Raw genomic sequence first — 16,079 nt, forward strand, 5'->3', positions numbered from 1 at the left:
CCCCTTAGCGGGGTGGGAGACAGTGTCAGGCGGGCAGTTTGACTGGGGCGGTCGCCTCCCAAAAGGTAACGGAGGCGCCCAAAGGTTCCCTCAGAATGGTTGGAAATCATTCGGAGAGTGCAAAGGCACAAGGGAGCTTGACTGCGAGACGGACAGGTCGAGCAGGGACGAAAGTCGGGCTTAGTGATCCGGTGGTTCCGCATGGAAGGGCCATCGCTCAACGGATAAAAGCTACCCCGGGGATAACAGGCTGATCTCCCCCAAGAGTCCACATCGACGGGGAGGTTTGGCACCTCGATGTCGGCTCATCGCATCCTGGGGCTGTAGTCGGTCCCAAGGGTTGGGCTGTTCGCCCATTAAAGCGGTACGCGAGCTGGGTTCAGAACGTCGTGAGACAGTTCGGTCCCTATCCGTCGCGGGCGCAGGAAATTTGAGAGGAGCTGTCCTTAGTACGAGAGGACCGGGATGGACGCACCGCTGGTGTACCAGTTGTCCCGCCAGGGGCACCGCTGGGTAGCTATGTGCGGACGGGATAAGCGCTGAAAGCATCTAAGCGTGAAGCCCCCCTCAAGATGAGATTTCCCACCGCGTCAGGCGGGTAAGATCCCTCGAAGATGACGAGGTCGATAGGTCCGAGGTGGAAGCGTGGCGACACGTGGAGCTGACGGATACTAATCGATCGAGGGCTTAACCTAACAAGAAAAGTGGAGGCCGCCTGCTTATCGGCGAGGCGCGCTGGAGGGCCTGYGAGCGGGCTTAGCCCGCCGCAGCAGGACCGAAGCGTCGCGAGCCGATGGCGGCCGGAACTAGACAGCGAAAAGCGCAGGCGAGCGGCGGCGAGCCGGAGCTAGACAATGAAAAGTGAAAGCGCCCCGGCTTCTTCCCGAAACGGTTATCTAGTTTTGAAGGAATGAATTCTTCTCATGATGCGGAAGTAGTTCAGTGGTAGAACACCACCTTGCCAAGGTGGGGGTCGCGGGTTCGAGTCCCGTCTTCCGCTTTTCCATCATGCGCTCGTAGCTCAATTGGATAGAGCATCTGACTACGGATCAGAAGGTTAGGGGTTCGAATCCTCTCGAGCGCGTTTATTAACTAACTTCAAAAAAGATATTGACAAAAAAACAATTAGCGATTATATTTTTATTGCAGTCGTTTCTAAGACAAGTCCTAATGATATTGATTATGCGGGTGTAGTTTAATGGTAAAACCTCAGCTTCCCAAGCTGAAGTCGTGGGTTCGATTCCCATCACCCGCTTTCCTTTATTTTATCGTGAATATCGTATGGATATTGTTCCAGCAGCTCAGCAGGATAGAGCAACGAGCAAAGTCATCTTTGAAATGGCTACGAGTTGCCCCGACGCATCGGGCTTCTTCGAATCGGCTTGTAGAGGAAGGGGCAGCGAGGATATTGGAGTTTCCTAATGGATTGTGTCCCAGTAGCTCAGTAGGATAGAGCAGCGGCCTTCTAAGCCGTCGGTCGGGAGTTCGAGTCTCTCCTGGGACGCCACTTACATACGATTCGTTCGGGTTAAAATCCTCAAAGCCCTTGATACGACCGCGTTTGCGGTCGTTTTTCATTTTTTGGGAATCTCGAAAAAACGATAGGATCCGAAAAAATTTTGCACGAATTTTGCGCGGTGATCACAGGGCATTATAGAGTTCCATCATGGTTTGATCTACCTGCCGCGATTCTTTTTTTCCTTCTCGTCTATGATGTGAGAGTAGAAATCTTCATTTGAAAGAGCGTGCAAACGTTCCGAAAGAATGTGCAAAATCCAGAATAATCCGTAAAAATTTTGCACATGACTCACATTTCGCACCCTAACAAGGTCAAAACGAAGGATTTTTTATTTCATTTTTCAGAATAACTTCTTGACTGTAGATGAGCAAATTCACTAACATAAATTTACATCGAAACAAAAAAGGAGACATGAACCCGATTCCTTGGTTAGAATAGATGTGCTACCAAACCATTCACAAGGAGGTTCATGTCTCATGAATAGATTAGCACATCATCAAGACGAACCGGATTCTCTATCCGAACGGCGTTGCCGTCCAAGCGAAGCAGTTGGCCCGCTCCATCGAACCGAATGACACTCACCTCGTCACGGTGGGAGAAGAGCATTATCGCGTCTATCGTTACGAAGGAGCGCTCAACGGTCTCGACCATGCGGTGGTGCTGCTCGCTTGGAAAGCCAATCAGCCGATGACATCGGAACATCTTCACTGCGTCTTGAGCACCGACCGGGAGCTAAGCGATGAAGACATCTTGCGCCACTATGCCCAACGCTGGTCGAGCGAATGTTTTTTTCGACAAGCTCGTGGGCGTAACCACCATTGAAAGTTCCTTTGATTGGCCTCATCGCCTATTGGGTCGAATTTTGTCTCGCAAATGAAAACAAATTGAAACGTTCATGGCGGCGAAAGTTTGTTAAAATGTATAGGATAGAAATAAAATTAGAAAACGTGCCATACAATGAACATGCATGGCAAATATACGAGTCAGGTGATCGACATGGGGTTTGAACAGCAACTTGTTCATAAAACATTTTACGAGACGCTCGTCGAGGCGGGGGAACGCGACGTTGTCAGCGCGCTTGGCGATATTTTTTTCACGGCGCATCGGGATGGCGCTGATTTGTCGTCGATTCGCTTTGCCCAAGGGGAAGTGTATTTCCACCGCCGCGACTACGAAGCGGCGATTTTTAAATGGGAACAAGTCCATCACGACGATTTGCGCCCGTGGGCGCAAAAAAATATCGCCGACAGCTACTATGAGCTTGGACGGCTCGAGCTGGCCGAGGAGCTGTACCGTTCGATTGAGACGGAAAGCGAAACGTTGCATGCGGAAATCATTTTGCGCCTGTTTTCGCTCTACCGTGAGTTGGGGGAAAACGCGAAAGCGGATGATATGATTAAGCGCGGTGTGACGTTGTATCCGGATTATCCGAACATGACCGAATGGGCGCGCGCCTTTTTCGAGGAGCAAGGTGATTGGGAAAGCGCCGTCGAGCTTGCTTTAGGAGAGGCGGTGCGGACGTCGGCGCGCCGCTGGGCGGACATCTTGACCGGTTATGTGGAACAAGGACATGCGCGAACGATGGCGCCTGCGCGGTTTTCACGCTGCCTGGCGCTGTTGTACGAAACGGATCGGGTGAAGTTTGAACGGCTTGTGCAGGCGCTATGGAACGGGTATCGGGATGGTGACCTCTATTTTTCGTGGCTCGCGGAGTGGAATCGCCTCTATGATGAGTTGTCGATCGGCCGCGACTACGACTGGAAGCGAATTCCTGGCCTTTTAGGGGAAGCCTATGCAGGATTGATGAAAGGCCCGTACCGATTGAAAGAGTTGGTGGAAGTGGTGCCACCGCTTGTCAAAAGCTGGGTAAGTTTAGCCGACGGTCCGGAGACAGCGGTGGCCGCGGCTGCCTTGTTGGCGTGGAGTGAGAAATTTCCTGAGGCGTTTGAAGAAGAGACGGTCAACGACGCCGCTAAGCGGCTCGTCCATGCGAAACGGCAAGCTGGGGAAGCGGGTGTGTCGCTATTTGAAGAAATTGCCGATTGGGCGGAAGAGCAGCGGGCGGGCTCGCATTTCCGCTTCCGCTGGTTCGTGCGGCAGTTGTCTGATTCGCGGACGCATTTCGTTTTGGTCGCTGGGGCGTCGCGCCATGAGCGGTTGGCGTTTTTGCGGACGTTGGTCGGCGAGGCAGCGTTGGCGGCGCCATCTGCGCCGGTGCTGGCATGGAGAAACGGCGGGGAGATGGAAGTCGCGAAAATCAGCGACGACCAGTTTACCGTTTTTTCGAGCATTGACGAATTTCAACAAGCAACGGGCGGCCGCGGAAGCCGATTCTCCGATGACGCTGTCATTGAATGCACGGCGCCGTTTTCACTCGTGCCGCAAGGGATTGTCTTGTTGGATATCGGCCCGCTCGGCGGGAGCGCTTCATCCGACCATGAAGCGCTTGTGTCGTTTTCGCTTGCTGACAGCATTCTTTTTCTTCTCAACGGCGAGGATCCGTTTTCTAGCGCCGATGAACAGTTGATGTTGCAACTTCGCGAGCGGGCGCCGTCTGCGCCGATGTGCGTTTTGCTTCCTCCGGGCGACGGGATGGTGGATGAAGAGGAGACGGCGAGAATCGTTGAGGAAGTGGAAGCGCACGTTCGTACGATCGTTCCGGAAGCCAATGTCATGGTCTATTCGCCGCATGCGCCAAACCGCAAGCAGCAGCAAGCCCTCGTCGGCTGGCTTGAGGAGATGCGCCGATGCGTGTCCCCTGTCCGCCGCGAGGAAGCGATTTTAACGACGATCCGCCAGTTCATCGCTCATTTGTTCCAGCAGCGAGCCGAGGCGGAAAGTCGACTGGCGGAGCTGGTCGTATGGAAAAAAGAAATGGCGGCCAAACTGAGCGGCGCCATTCATCAGCTTGGCGACCTGCAAGAGGAGAAAACGGCCAAAACGGAAAAGTTGTTCCACACCGTCTTGGCGGAAATGCGGGGCGAGCTGTTGACGGCGATTTCCGATCTGTTGCGCAGCATGGCGGATCTTGTGAGCGAAGACAGCGATTTTTCCCGCTTGCATCTTGAACTGAACGACAAAGCGAACGAACGGCTTCGCGCTTACCTTGATGAAGAGGCGCTGCCAAAGCTGCGCCGCGCCATGGAACAGTGGATTGCAGCGACGGAAGACGAATTCAACGAATGCCAGGTGTTTTTGCATGAAATGGGCGAAGGGTTTAACGCCATGTTCGGCCAGGAACGACTCAAGCTCGAATGCGATTTTCACCTTCTCGCCGATTGGCGGCGCGATACGGATCGGTTGATCAACGGGGTGCAAGTGGGCAAGGTGAACGTTTTCTTGCGGAGAACGCCAAGCCAGCTGCTGTTGAAAGGGGCGGGCAAACTGCTCGGCGCCTTCGCGCAAAATAAGGCGATGCTGGCGCAAAAGTATAAGCAGTTGATCCAGACGCAAGATTACGCTGAGGTGGTGGAGGCGATCATCCAGCAGTTGTTGCTGCCGTTTGAATGGTTTGCCAAATCGCTTGAGCGTGATGTCACTCAATTTTTCCATGCGCCATTGACGGCGCTCGATGAAACGTTGAAACGGCTGGAGCTGGAGATCGCTGCCCAGGAAGGCGAGCTCAAACATATGCGCAAAAACCCTGAGGCGTACCGCGACCCGCTTGTCCTCTTTGGCATCCGTTTGCGGCAATGCGAACAGCTGGCGCAGGCGGCTGCGGCGACGATTCACGTGTAACCATCGGCTGATTGCCGGTGTTGGGCGGGCTCAAACGGACTTTTCACCGCAGGGCCTGCGTATGTGATCCGTTTGACGAAAAAAGAACGAAAACTGCGCCAAAACGGCCATCCCCCGGTCGATGCGAGGGAAATATGGAAAAAGGCTGTTGACAAAAGGGGCTCGCCCCGCTTTTGGCAACAGCCTTGTTTTCTTGCCCGAGCAACTGTGGAATGGAGGGTTATTGCAGCTCAAACGCCCAGTTGCCACTGCGGAAAATCGGCTCGCGCTTCCCGTCTTTCGTCACGCCGTCAATGTTCAGATCAGCTGAGCCGATCATAAAGTCGACGTGGACGAGGCTGTCGTTGACGCCGCGGCGGTCAAGCTCCTCTTTGGAAAGAGAGGCGCCGTTTTCGATATTGGTCGGATACGCCTTGCCGAGCGCCAAATGGCAAGCGGCGTTTTCATCAAACAGCGTGTTGTAAAAAATGAGATTGGACAGCGACACCGGCGATTGGTGCGGCACGAGGGCGACTTCCCCGAGGCGGCGCGCGCCGTCATCGGTGTCAAGCAAGTGCTTAAGCGTCTCATATCCTTGTTCGGCGCTGAAGTCGACGACTTGCCCGTCTTTGAACGTGAGCGTAAACCCATCGATCACGTTGCCGTTGTAATTGAGCGGCTTCGTGTTGCGCACTGTGCCGTTGACGCCGTCTTTATGCGGCATGGTAAACACTTCTTCGGTCGGGATGTTGGGATTGAAGCGCACGCCGCTTTGACTCGTCGCCGCGCCGCCGTGCCAGACGTGCCCGTCGACGAGCTCGACCGTGAGATTGGTGCCTGGCGCTTCGTAAACGAGCTGTTTGTATTGCTTGTTGTTTAAGTAATCGACGATGCGGGCGAGCCGGTCGTTATGTTCGCGCCAGGCAGCGATCGGATCGTCTTGGTCGATGCGGGTGATGCGGAAAATCGCTTCCCATAATTTGTCGATGGCTTCTTCATCGCGCAGATCGCCAAATACTTTTTGCGCCCACGCCGGTGTGGGGACGGAAATGAGCGACCAGCAGTTCCGGTCGGCCATAATGGCGCTCCGGTAGTTGGCGAGCGCTTGCGCTGCTGTTTTATTGGCGGTCGCGATCCGCTTTGGATCGACGTCTTTTAACAAGTCCGGATTCGGGGCGTAAATGGATAAAAAGGCAGCGCCTTGTTCGGCGAGTTCTTCCATCGCTCTTGCCCGCCACATCGGATATTCGGAAAACGCTTCTTCTGGGGCGTGGTGAAATTTAATGTATGTAAGCGCCTCGTCGTTCCACTCGACATACACGTGTTTCGCCCCGGTTTCGTACGCGGTTTTGGCGATTTTGCGGACGAGCGGCGCCGCTTCGAGCGGGGCGTTGACGAACAGCGTCTGCCCGGGCTGAATGTTCACCCCAACTTTCACCGCCAGTTCGGCGTATTTGTCCAATTCCTTCTCCCAACGGTTCATCTTGTTCACTCCTTTTTTTGGATTCATCTCCACTTTATTATAATTCCCACCGCCTCGCAACTTAGGGAACTTTACATGTGGACGCTGTCCGGACGAGAGCGAAACGTTCCGATGTAGGACGCGCCTCATGTTGGAATAACAGGATGGGTTGACACATAACGGTGTTGCCGCACATGGCGCTCGACTTGCTGCCGCCGTGGCTCGCGGGAGTGCTTTTGTCCGGCATTTAAAGCGCCTGATCGGCAAGGGAAAGAACGGTTTCCGCGCTCTCGTTTGGTTGCGGGACGGCGACGGCGGCTCCGACGCTGACTGTGACGACACAAGCAGCGGGCGAGGAACCGTGCGGAATGGCGAGCCGCTCGGCGTTTGCCCGTATGGCCTCAGCGGCAGCCGCTGCTTCGGACGGCGAAGTGTGCGGCAAAATAACGGCAAATTCCTCCCCCCATAGCGCGCTGCCGTCCCGCCGTATTGCTTGGCTGTTTGCTTCAGCGACAAGGCGACTTTGCGCAAACAGTCGTCTCCGCATTGATGGCCGTACGTGTCGTTGAACCGTTTGAACGAATGCGGGCGTCGGCATCAGTCACCATAATCCCTTGGCTCGTATGTTCGACAATTTGCTCGTACAAGTGATCCATTTGTCTTAGTAGCATGTTCTTTCTTTTCCCCTCCATTGAATCGTTCCTTTTCTCTAAAAATTAACATTGTTTATTTTATTTTCCGGTATGAGAGGCAAGGCGCCAATCCTTTTTCCTGTGAGGAAAGGCCTACTGCGATGGAACGAATCTTGCATTTATCATTCCGTCATAACTTTTTGAAGATATTGTGAAATAGTGAGCAACTCTGCGCCGCCAGGCGAAAAAACGATTAAGATAAAAGTGTAAGGAACATCTTCCAAAACGAAAGGGGAGAAACACGATGGTTGTCAAATGGTTGCGCGAACACGTCACGGCATCGGTGTTGATGGTCGTATTCCGCTTGTATTTAGGATATGAATGGATGACGGCAGGGTGGGAAAAAATCACGCAAGGGTTTGACGCCACCGGATTTTTAAAAGGAGCGTTGGCGAAAGCCGCTGGGGAACATCCGGCCGTGCAAAGCTGGTGGGCGGCGTTTATCGAACACGTGGCGTTGCCGAATGTCGGATTGTTCAACGTTCTTGTGCCATGGGGTGAATTTCTCGTCGGGATCGCGCTCATTCTCGGATTGTTTACGACGTTTGCCGCCCTCATGGGAGCTGTGATGAACTTCGCCTTCATGTTCTCAGGCACGACGAGCACGAACCCGCAAATGGTGCTTCTTACCGTCTTTCTCCTCGTCGCCGGGGCCAATGCGGGACGATATGGCTTGGATCATTGGGTGCTGCCATATCTCCGCCACTGGTGGAGGGATAAAACGCATCGTCCACACCGACCGGCCTCATCGCATCAATGACCGTCACCAAGCCGCATGCGCTGCTTCAGGCTTCCTCCTTTTCCGAACGGCCGCTCCTTCTCCAACGTGGAAGGGGGTGGTCGTTTGCCGCGTCGGATAAAATGATTGGCTGTTCGAGAAAGGAATTTGGCGAATGACGGCGAAATGATATGCATATGGATGAAGCAGGAGACATGAACAAGTATTTGAAATCGTTTTCTGCAAGGTAACATACTAACCATTCAGTATTTTTTTATAAGGGATGGTGAAACGAATGAATGAAACACGCCCATACTGGCCGAGCGGGCTGCCGAAGGAACTCCGCTATGAGCTCGGCGAACAGCCGCTCTATGGCTATTTGCGCCATCGCGGCGAACGCGAGGAAAACGAGCCGGCGTACATTTTCTATAACAAGGTGATCACGTGGGGAACCTTGCTCGATCACGTTCACCGTTTTGCCCGCTATTTGCGGGAAAAAGGGGTGGAAAAAGGAAAGGTGGCGCCGTCTGAGTTGATCGAATGGGCGAAAGTGCATATGGCGGCGTTCAAGTATCCGCGTTATATCGAATTCATCGATGAATTGCCGGCGACGCCGTCAGGCAAAGTATTGCGAAAGCTGCTTCCAAGAGAATAAATATAGCGGCGGAGTTTGGCGCGGGCCGCCCCGCCTTTTCCGAAAAAAGGGGGATCACGGTGGACAATTTGCGGCAATTAACAGACGAACTGATGGCGAAAAAAGCGAGCGGCTGCTCGCCGCTTGGCCGACGGGGGGTTAATGGAAGTTAATGGGGAATCCCCCTCCGCCAGTGGCGGAGGGGGTGGCGCTGGGCTGTTTCTCTTTCATCGAGGGGCAGCGGTCGGATGCCGCATGTGAGAGGTGAAAAGTCGAAAAATACATTGACAATCCAATGGAAATGGAATATTCTTTAATTAGAAAGATGTCTAAATATCGAATGTTTTTGTCCGTATTTAGATAATTTCCTAAATGTCTAACTATAGACCGGCATGAAAAATCGTTTGCATGTGCCGCGTACGAAGCTGTGATAAACGAAAGATGCCCCTTTAGCGGTTCATCCAACGAAAACTCGTTTGCAAGGTGGAATCGCCATTGTCATTCAACGAAGCGTTTAAAGCGATCGCCGACCCGACGCGCCGGAAAATTTTATCCTTGTTGCGGAACGGGGAGTTGACAGCAGGGGAGATCGCTTCGCATTTTGATATGCAAAAACCGAGCGTCTCGCATCACTTGAAAATTCTCAAACAGGCTGATTTGGTGCAAGACCGGCGTGAGGGACAGCATATCTACTACTCTCTGAACACGACGGTGTTTCAAGATTTGCTGCGCTGGTTTTACGATTTTGTCGAAAGGGGAGAGAAACATGTGGAAGAGTAATCGGCTTGCGATCATGCTTACAGTTTTCGCCTATGTCATCAGTCTGGCTGCCATTCCTTATTTGCCGGATCAAGTGGCCATTCACTGGAACGCAGCGGGTGAAGCCGACGGCTTCAGCAACAAATGGTTGGGTGCCTTCCTTCCCCCCTTATTGATGACACTTCTCATCATGTTGACGGGAGTGTTGCCGAAGTTTGACCCGAAAAAAGAAAGTTACGGCCGTTTTCAAAAAAGCTATCGCATTATCAACGCGGCGCTCGCCTTCTTTTTCTTGCTCCTGCATATCGCAACATTGGCGTACAATCTCGGAGTTCCGGTTGATGTTGGACGGCTTGTGCTGATTGGTGTCGGAGTGCTGTTCATCGTGTTGGGAAACTACATGCCGAAAATCAAACCGAATTATTTTATCGGCATCCGCACGCCGTGGACGTTGGAAAGCGAGGCCGTTTGGAACAAAACGCACCGCCTTGGCGGCAAGGTGTTTATTGTGATGGGGATTTTGTCGATGCTCACCGCGTTTTGGCGCGGGGAGATGAGGGTTGTTTTGTTTCTCGTCATCATCGTTGTCGGCAATTTGTATCTCATCGTTCAATCGTTTCTTTATGAGCAGCAAGAACAGCGCAACCGTTCATAAATAAGCGGCAGGGGGGAGAGGGACGTGGGAATGATCGGTGCGGCGGTGCAGCTTGCCATTTCACTGCTTGTTCCTGTTGGTCTCGCATGGTACGGGAGAAAAAAAGGATGGCTTTCATGGAAAGCGCTCGGCGTCGGGGCTGTTGTGTTTCTCGTTTTCTCACAAGTATTGGAAAAAGCGCTGCACATCGCTGTGCTCGAACCGGGCCGGCCAGCGTTAAAAGGAACAGACAGCGTTTGGCTCTTTGTCCTGTACGCCGCGCTCGCCGCTGGCGTGTTTGAAGAACTTGGCCGCTATGTCGGGTTCCGTTGGCTGCTAAAGCAACATCGCGGATATGGCGATGGTTTATCATTCGGGCTTGGGCACGGCGGGACGGAAGCGGTATTGCTCGGGGCGGTTGGCGCGGTCAATGTCATCGTGCTTGCGAGCTTGATTCAATCCGGATCATTCGACAAAACGATCGCCCCATCGCTTCCGGCAGGACAGGCGGAGCTGATCAAGGAGCAAGTGTTGCACACGCCGTTTGCGATGTACGTGTTAGGCGGCTTGGAACGGCTGTTTGCGCTTACAGTGCACGTGGCGCTGTCGCTCCTCGTTTTGTTTGGGGTGCGGGAGAAGCAATTCCGCTATGTCCTGTACGCCATTTTGATCCATGCGGCGATGGACGTGATGCCGGCGCTTTACCAAGCGAAAGTGGTCACGAACGTTTGGGCGGTCGAAGCGGTGCTGCTTGTTTGGGCGATCGCCGCTGTTTCGTTCATTCGCCGCATGAAACCGGCATTCGAACAGGGAGGAGAGAAACGATGATTCGTGTAAAACGGCTTGACCATGTGCAAATTTGCATTCCGTTTGGCGCCGAAGACGAAGCGCGCGCCTTTTACACCGGTGTGCTTGGTTTTCAAGAAATCGAAAAGCCGGAATCGCTGAAAGGAAACGGTGGACTTTGGTACAAAGTCGGCGATATCGAGCTCCATATCGGAGCAGAAAACCGCGACGGCTACAACAGCAAAAGCCACCCGGCGTTTGAAGTGGAAGATGTCGAAGCCGCGCGCCGTTATTTGGAATCACAAGGCGTCGTGACGCAAGACGAAAAACCGATCCCAGGGGTGAAGCGGTTTTCCTTTCGCGATCCGTTTCACAATCGGATCGAGTTGTTAGAAAAAGGATAAGATCGTTTCATAAGCCGTCCGATCGGGCAGTGCTCTTTTGTTCCTTCGCGATAGTAACCTCTTGTCATTCAGGGCATGCTAGAGACGAAGGAGGAATCGAGATGGAGAGAAAAGCGAACAACAAGCGCAACGACAAATCTGTCCGCACCGCTGATGCCCGGACGGCAGGCCGAGCAGCGATGAAGGAACAAACGGTGCAAGAGGCCTACAAAGAGCGGGAAGAGCTGACGGCCGATTCAATCAAAAAGCGGGAGAAAGGCGATTCCTTTCTCTCGCTTTTTTGCGGTTAAGCATGCTCTTCTAAGCTGGCGACCGGCACGCTTTGTTTTTGCTTCGGGTTGTCAAGCGGGTGGATCGTTGCTACGCCTTTTTGCTGGTCGACATGCTCAATGTAAATGCGCTGGCCGTTGTACGTGACGTTTGCCATCACCGGCGACGACGCGATTTCTTGCGCCCGACGGACATCCATCTGAAACACCTCCTTATTTGCCGATAACATGCATAGTATGACAGGTGTGCGATTGAACTATGCATGTGGCCGAGATCGGAAAGAATAATTTCCAAAACAATGTGCTAAATAATCAATCAACAAAACCAACCATCTTTTCCTAGCCGATTCACACGTTTTAATGTAAACTATTTTTTTATAAATAGTTTACATATAAGGGGGATGGGGATGAAAACCGAACTAACCGCCCAACTGCTCGAATGGGAACAAAAAGCGCAAAAACGCCAGCTGCGCCGGGCAGAGGCGTCAGGCGCTACGGTCATCCCGAACGGAAAGCCGATGTTGAATTTAGCGTCCAATAATTATTTAGGGTTGGCGGATGATAGGCGGCTCATCGAAGCGGGCTGCGAGGCGATGAGGCATATAGGGCCGGAGCGGGCGCGTCGCGGCTCGTCGTCGGCACTCATCCGCTCTATGAGCGGGCGGAAGCCGCATTGAAACAATGGAAAAAGGCAGAAGCGGCGCTTATTTTCAACAGCGGCTACACGGCCAACATCGGCGTGTTGACAGCGTTAATTGGCCGAGATGATCTTGTCTTTAGCGATGAGTGGAACCATGCGAGCTTGATTGATGGCATCCGCTTGAGCAAAGCCGCTTGTTTCCGCTATCGTCATAACGACATGAATCAGCTGGAGTCATTGTTGAAGCAATCTCCGCCCGGTAAGCGGAAATGGATCGTCACCGATGCCGTTTTCAGCATGGACGGCGATTGGGCGCCGCTACCGGAGCTTGTCGAGTTGAAACGGCGCTACCGCGCGATATTGATTGTCGACGAAGCGCACAGCGGCGGTGTGTTCGGACCGAACGGCGAAGGGCTGCTTCACCATTTCGGGCTTGAGAAGGAAGAGGATGTGCTCGCCATCGGCACCTTCAGCAAAGCGCTCGGCAGCTTCGGCGCGTATGTAACAGGAGAGCCGTGGCTGATTGAGTATTTGATCAACAGCGCCCGCAGCTTCATTTTTACGACCGCCTTGCCGCCATCGGTCCTTGCCGCCAATGAAGCGGCTATTCATATCGTTCAATCCGAGCCGGAGCGGCGCCAGCGGCTGCACGCCTTAAGCGAACAGTTCCGCACGAAACTGAAACAGCTTGGGTTTGACACCGGCGGCAGCGAGACGCCGATCGTTCCGGTGATCGTCGGCCCGAACGACCAGGCTGTGGCGATGAGCGAGTTGCTGCAGGAAGCGGGCCTTGCAGCCGTCGCCATCCGGCCGCCGACCGTCCCTGAGGGAACGGCGCGCATTCGCTTTTCCGTCACCGCGGCGATGACGGAAGAAGACATTGATATGGCGGTTGACCGTATCGCTTGGGCAGGAAGGCAGATTGGATTGATTTCATAGGGAAAAACGGCGTCACGAGGAGGAAACGCGTGAGAGAACAAAAAAACCAGCCGGACGTTTTTTCGGCTGGTTTCCTTCGATCGGGATGACAGGATTTGAACCTGCGACCCCACGCACCCCATGCGTGTGCTCTACCAAGCTGAGCTACATCCCGAAATGGATGGTGAGACATTTTCGATTATACAAGAAAAGCAGGACAAAATCAATGGCGAATTTTGCGTTGAGTTGGAAAAGGATGCCGTTGAAAGACTATCGGCATCCTTGTTGCTGACAAGTCTGTTTTTTTCTGTTTTCATGCTCCTTTGAACGTATCTTCCTCTGTCTGTCCGCCCCTGCTTTTGCGACAGAGAATTCGCCATTGATTATACGACAAAGCATGCAAGATATCCCGCTAAAGAACTCGTGATTGGAAACGAGTTGTTCAGCAGAGACTCTTTTTAAGTTGAGGAACTTTGCAAAATCGACTCGACTTCCGCCACAAAAACTGCCGATAGGCCGAAAAGAATGGTTTTCCCCGTCTTCTACACGCCTTGGAAAACGAGCGCGGTGTCAATCGTTCCGATCACAGAATCGAACGTTTCTCCGCAGGCGATGATCGTCTCGGCGTATCGATCATGTTCGAGTGTGCACTGACGGATCGTTTTGTTGTATGGGTCGGCGATCCAGTATTCTTCCACTCCGTAGGCACAGTACAAATCTTTTTTCAGCGTCACATCGATTTTGTAGGTTGACGGGCTGACAACTTCGATGACGATGAGCGGCCGCCCCTTATAGCCGCCGATGATTTTTTCCGGCCGTTCGCAATAGACAGCGACATCCGGCTGGATAAACTCGTTCATCACTTTTCCGTTCTTTTCGAGTTTCACGGACAAGTTTGAAATCGGTTGACATGGGCTTTTTCCTTTGATCATGGAAACAAGATTGTCGCAAACGATTTGATGTTCCCATGACGGGGACGGGGACATGTTGATGGCTTCTTGCATGCTCCTCACCTCTTTTTCATTTCTTTTTCATTATACTTGAAACCGTTCTCCCTTGCCTACAACAGGTTGTTGAGGAGTCAGTCAAGACTTTGTGGAGAACATTTTTTCGGTTCACTACGGGTGTTGTCAATCACTAGTTAGCGAACCATTTTCAGGAATTCATATCGTAAGCGCTTTCGGACTCTCATCCCTCATCTTGAGGCGATGATACGATATTCCATTTTTTTACACCCAACCACCATCCCGGAGCGCCGACAACGCTTGATGGATCGGCGTCCCGGATGACCGCTGCAGACACGGTAGATTCTGACGCACCACATCTGCCCATAACCGTCCGGCCTTCCGTTTGGCCTGTTCGATCCGCTTGGACTTTGTTGAGGCCGAGGCCGCCGTTCGGGTCTCTTCTTCCTCCACCAACTGCCCATTTCTCCGCCAAATCCCGTCGATTCGGGCCGCCATCGCCCTCAGAAACGCCCGAAGCCCTTGGTCTTTCCAGCAGCCTAATTCGGCATCCAGCAAGAAGGTATAGTTCCCCGTTTGCCGGTCATAGTAGTCGTTCCGTCGAAACGTCACTTCTCCAAACAGCGTTTGGATCGTAGTCGGCCGTTTGTCTTTCAGCTGATACCGGCGCTTGTCCCGCGCTTCCGCCAGTTGTTGATCAATCTCCTCCAAAAGGGCCGCCAACAAGACAGCGAACACCTTTTGAAGAGTTCTGACTAATTGTTACTCCAGCTCTTTTAATAAAGGCCATTCTGTGGTAAGATGTTTCATGGACTCTCTCCCTCCTGTTTTCGGTTGATGTTGACAATCACCATCATAGCAGGGAGAGAGTCCTTTTTGCATGACATTTGCTTTTTTCTACCACGCTTCGCTTGGTGGCCCCGACGAGCGTCGCGAACAAAAGTTCACAACCCTCGTCGGGGATCATTTCGGAATGTCACCCACAAATATTTTACTCACACGCAAAGCTCCGCGGAGTATGATGCCAATGCCATAGCTGCAATGATGCCCCTTGATCGTTGCCGCCTCAAAGGGGAAAGGGGGAAAGGACGAGGAATGACGCATGTTTCGGCTTGCAGAAAGACCGCAACGCAGAGGAGAAAGCCGCGGCTTCAAGTGATCTGGCAGTGAACTACCCCCACTTAATTTTCTAGCGAAAATTTGAAGTGGGGGCTTCCAAAGAAGTTTGACTGCTTCAAGCAATCCTTATTCTTTGAGGCGTGTCCACTTCGCCGCTAGAGCATAAGACACTCAGGTCTACAGCTTTACTTTTCTTTAAGATGTTTAATGCGCCATTGACATCAGCATTAATTAGTTTGCCAGACTTTGTTCGATACAAGCCGCGCTTAATACGTTTGCCGCTGAACTTATATTCTTTTGGATTGTCGGCATTATATTCAGGAATCTCATCGCCGTCAAAATTCCTTGTGTTCAAAATAGTATTGTCTGACATTGTACAATCCGACGTTGTACATGTTCTTGGCAATATGGCACAGTTCTCGAAGAGTCAAGTATTCTTCTTTGGTCAAACCATTTAGCTGTTGTTTGATACAAAAATACATKTTTTCACCTCCCATCTAACTATATTATACTATATTTTACTGAATCTATCCTATTTTCAGCAAAATATAGTTAAGGCGATTCATCTCCCACTTACTCCGCTTTGCTTCGTTGAAGTGGGAGTCTTCTCGCCTAATTAAGATAAATGTATTGAACCCCTTTTTGCGCCAAAGAACGGATGTAGCCGCTGGTCAGCCGTACGCCGCGCGAGAGCAACACGCTGCCGTTGGCGGCGAATAAGTCGACAGCGAGCACGTCACCGCTTTTCGCCTGGGAAATATGGATTTTTCAAATCGTTTCCACACTCCGTCCCTTCCACACAAATTAAGAAAAAACACCCATGCCTGTTTTACCATCTTTTTC

14 protein-coding genes, 5 tRNA genes, 1 rRNA gene and 4 pseudogenes are annotated in these 16,079 nt (G+C 52.4%); 15 read left to right on the forward strand and 9 right to left on the reverse strand.

Translation table 11 applies throughout. From position 1 onward, the window contains the following. The 7 genes and pseudogenes from AP057_RS12325 to AP057_RS12350 all read left to right on the forward strand — a co-directional run. Positions 1-695: ribosomal RNA gene (locus AP057_RS12325) — 23S ribosomal RNA — on the forward strand; the annotation flags it as partial. 233 nt (positions 696-928) lie between these two features. Beyond that, positions 929-1,000: transfer RNA gene (locus AP057_RS12330), tRNA-Gly, on the forward strand. A 10-nt stretch (positions 1,001-1,010) separates the two neighbouring features. After that, positions 1,011-1,084, forward strand: a tRNA-Arg gene (locus AP057_RS12335). A gap of 100 nt (positions 1,085-1,184) precedes the next feature. After that, positions 1,185-1,255 (forward strand) — tRNA-Gly (locus AP057_RS12340). A gap of 175 nt (positions 1,256-1,430) precedes the next feature. Next, positions 1,431-1,507 (forward strand) — tRNA-Arg (locus tag AP057_RS12345). 504 nt (positions 1,508-2,011) lie between these two features. After that, positions 2,012-2,323 (forward strand): annotated as a pseudogene (locus AP057_RS16515) (IS701 family transposase); the annotation flags it as partial. A gap of 153 nt (positions 2,324-2,476) precedes the next feature. After that, entirely contained in the window at positions 2,477-5,257 is a 2,781-nt protein-coding gene (locus AP057_RS12350; protein WP_055358875.1) for a lipopolysaccharide assembly protein LapB, read from the forward strand. 220 nt (positions 5,258-5,477) lie between these two features. Here the strand turns inward: AP057_RS12350 and AP057_RS12355 are convergent, their stop codons facing one another. Beyond that, positions 5,478-6,719, reverse strand: coding sequence for an aminopeptidase (locus tag AP057_RS12355; protein WP_055358876.1), 1,242 nt, complete (start codon positions 6,717-6,719; stop codon positions 5,478-5,480). A gap of 226 nt (positions 6,720-6,945) precedes the next feature. Beyond that, on the reverse strand, positions 6,946-7,245 hold the full coding sequence (locus AP057_RS12360; protein ID WP_161804330.1) for a diguanylate cyclase domain-containing protein: 300 nt from the start codon (positions 7,243-7,245) through the stop codon (positions 6,946-6,948). A gap of 389 nt (positions 7,246-7,634) precedes the next feature. On the opposite strand from AP057_RS12360, the gene AP057_RS12365 reads away from it, so the two are divergent. The 7 genes from AP057_RS12365 (at position 7,635) to AP057_RS12395 (ending at position 11,615) form a co-directional block, all read left to right on the forward strand. Beyond that, complete coding sequence (locus AP057_RS12365) at positions 7,635-8,150, forward strand: DoxX family protein (RefSeq protein WP_033017197.1); 516 nt, start codon at positions 7,635-7,637, stop codon at positions 8,148-8,150. A 253-nt stretch (positions 8,151-8,403) separates the two neighbouring features. Further along, entirely contained in the window at positions 8,404-8,763 is a 360-nt protein-coding gene (locus AP057_RS17580) for an AMP-binding protein (RefSeq protein WP_049624779.1), read from the forward strand. A gap of 474 nt (positions 8,764-9,237) precedes the next feature. Next, positions 9,238-9,522: an autorepressor SdpR family transcription factor gene (locus AP057_RS12375; protein ID WP_015375228.1), complete on the forward strand. Its 285-nt coding sequence runs from the start codon at positions 9,238-9,240 to the stop codon at positions 9,520-9,522. Then, a complete protein-coding gene (locus AP057_RS12380) occupies positions 9,509-10,156 on the forward strand; it encodes an SdpI family protein (RefSeq protein WP_055358878.1) in 648 nt (215 codons plus the stop codon). The genes AP057_RS12375 and AP057_RS12380 overlap by 14 nt, the downstream gene beginning before the upstream one ends. A 24-nt stretch (positions 10,157-10,180) precedes the next feature. Beyond that, entirely contained in the window at positions 10,181-10,963 is a 783-nt protein-coding gene (locus AP057_RS12385) for a YhfC family intramembrane metalloprotease (RefSeq protein WP_055358879.1), read from the forward strand. Next, the gene (locus tag AP057_RS12390) at positions 10,960-11,325 is read left to right on the forward strand and encodes a VOC family protein (RefSeq protein WP_014196160.1); all 366 of its coding nucleotides are present in this window, start codon (positions 10,960-10,962) and stop codon (positions 11,323-11,325) included. The genes AP057_RS12385 and AP057_RS12390 overlap by 4 nt, the downstream gene beginning before the upstream one ends. 101 nt (positions 11,326-11,426) lie before the next feature. Continuing rightward, positions 11,427-11,615 (forward strand): hypothetical protein, encoded by a 189-nt coding sequence (locus AP057_RS12395; protein WP_055358880.1) that lies wholly within the window; start codon positions 11,427-11,429, stop codon positions 11,613-11,615. Here the strand turns inward: AP057_RS12395 and AP057_RS12400 are convergent. Continuing rightward, a complete protein-coding gene (locus AP057_RS12400) occupies positions 11,612-11,794 on the reverse strand; it encodes a small acid-soluble spore protein H (RefSeq protein WP_049624782.1) in 183 nt (60 codons plus the stop codon). The genes AP057_RS12395 and AP057_RS12400 overlap by 4 nt on opposite strands. Before the next feature lie 207 nt (positions 11,795-12,001). On the opposite strand from AP057_RS12400, the pseudogene bioF reads away from it, so the two are divergent. Further along, a pseudogene (bioF, locus tag AP057_RS12405) lies at positions 12,002-13,173 on the forward strand (8-amino-7-oxononanoate synthase). A gap of 80 nt (positions 13,174-13,253) precedes the next feature. Here bioF and AP057_RS12410 read toward each other — a convergent pair. The 6 genes and pseudogenes from AP057_RS12410 to AP057_RS18065 form a co-directional block, all read right to left on the reverse strand. Continuing rightward, positions 13,254-13,327, reverse strand: a tRNA-Pro gene (locus AP057_RS12410). Positions 13,328-13,694: 367 nt separating this feature from the next. After that, positions 13,695-14,156, reverse strand: a complete 462-nt coding sequence (locus AP057_RS12415; RefSeq protein WP_042382299.1) for a Uma2 family endonuclease — start codon at positions 14,154-14,156, stop codon at positions 13,695-13,697. Between the two features lie 225 nt (positions 14,157-14,381). Further along, positions 14,382-14,927 (reverse strand): annotated as a pseudogene (locus AP057_RS16535) (UPF0236 family transposase-like protein). A gap of 424 nt (positions 14,928-15,351) precedes the next feature. Next, a pseudogene (locus tag AP057_RS16540) lies at positions 15,352-15,576 on the reverse strand (RNA-guided endonuclease TnpB family protein); the annotation flags it as partial. Next, positions 15,572-15,718: a hypothetical protein gene (locus tag AP057_RS17305; protein ID WP_161804328.1), complete on the reverse strand. Its 147-nt coding sequence runs from the start codon at positions 15,716-15,718 to the stop codon at positions 15,572-15,574. The pseudogene AP057_RS16540 and the gene AP057_RS17305, both read right to left, overlap by 5 nt. Before the next feature lie 130 nt (positions 15,719-15,848). Beyond that, positions 15,849-15,971: a hypothetical protein gene (locus tag AP057_RS18065; RefSeq protein WP_255350136.1), complete on the reverse strand. Its 123-nt coding sequence runs from the start codon at positions 15,969-15,971 to the stop codon at positions 15,849-15,851. Positions 15,972-16,079 lie beyond the last annotated feature (108 nt).

The organism is Geobacillus sp. Sah69 (assembly GCF_001414205.1).
In the GTDB taxonomy this organism is placed as follows: domain Bacteria; phylum Bacillota; class Bacilli; order Bacillales; family Anoxybacillaceae; genus Geobacillus; species Geobacillus stearothermophilus.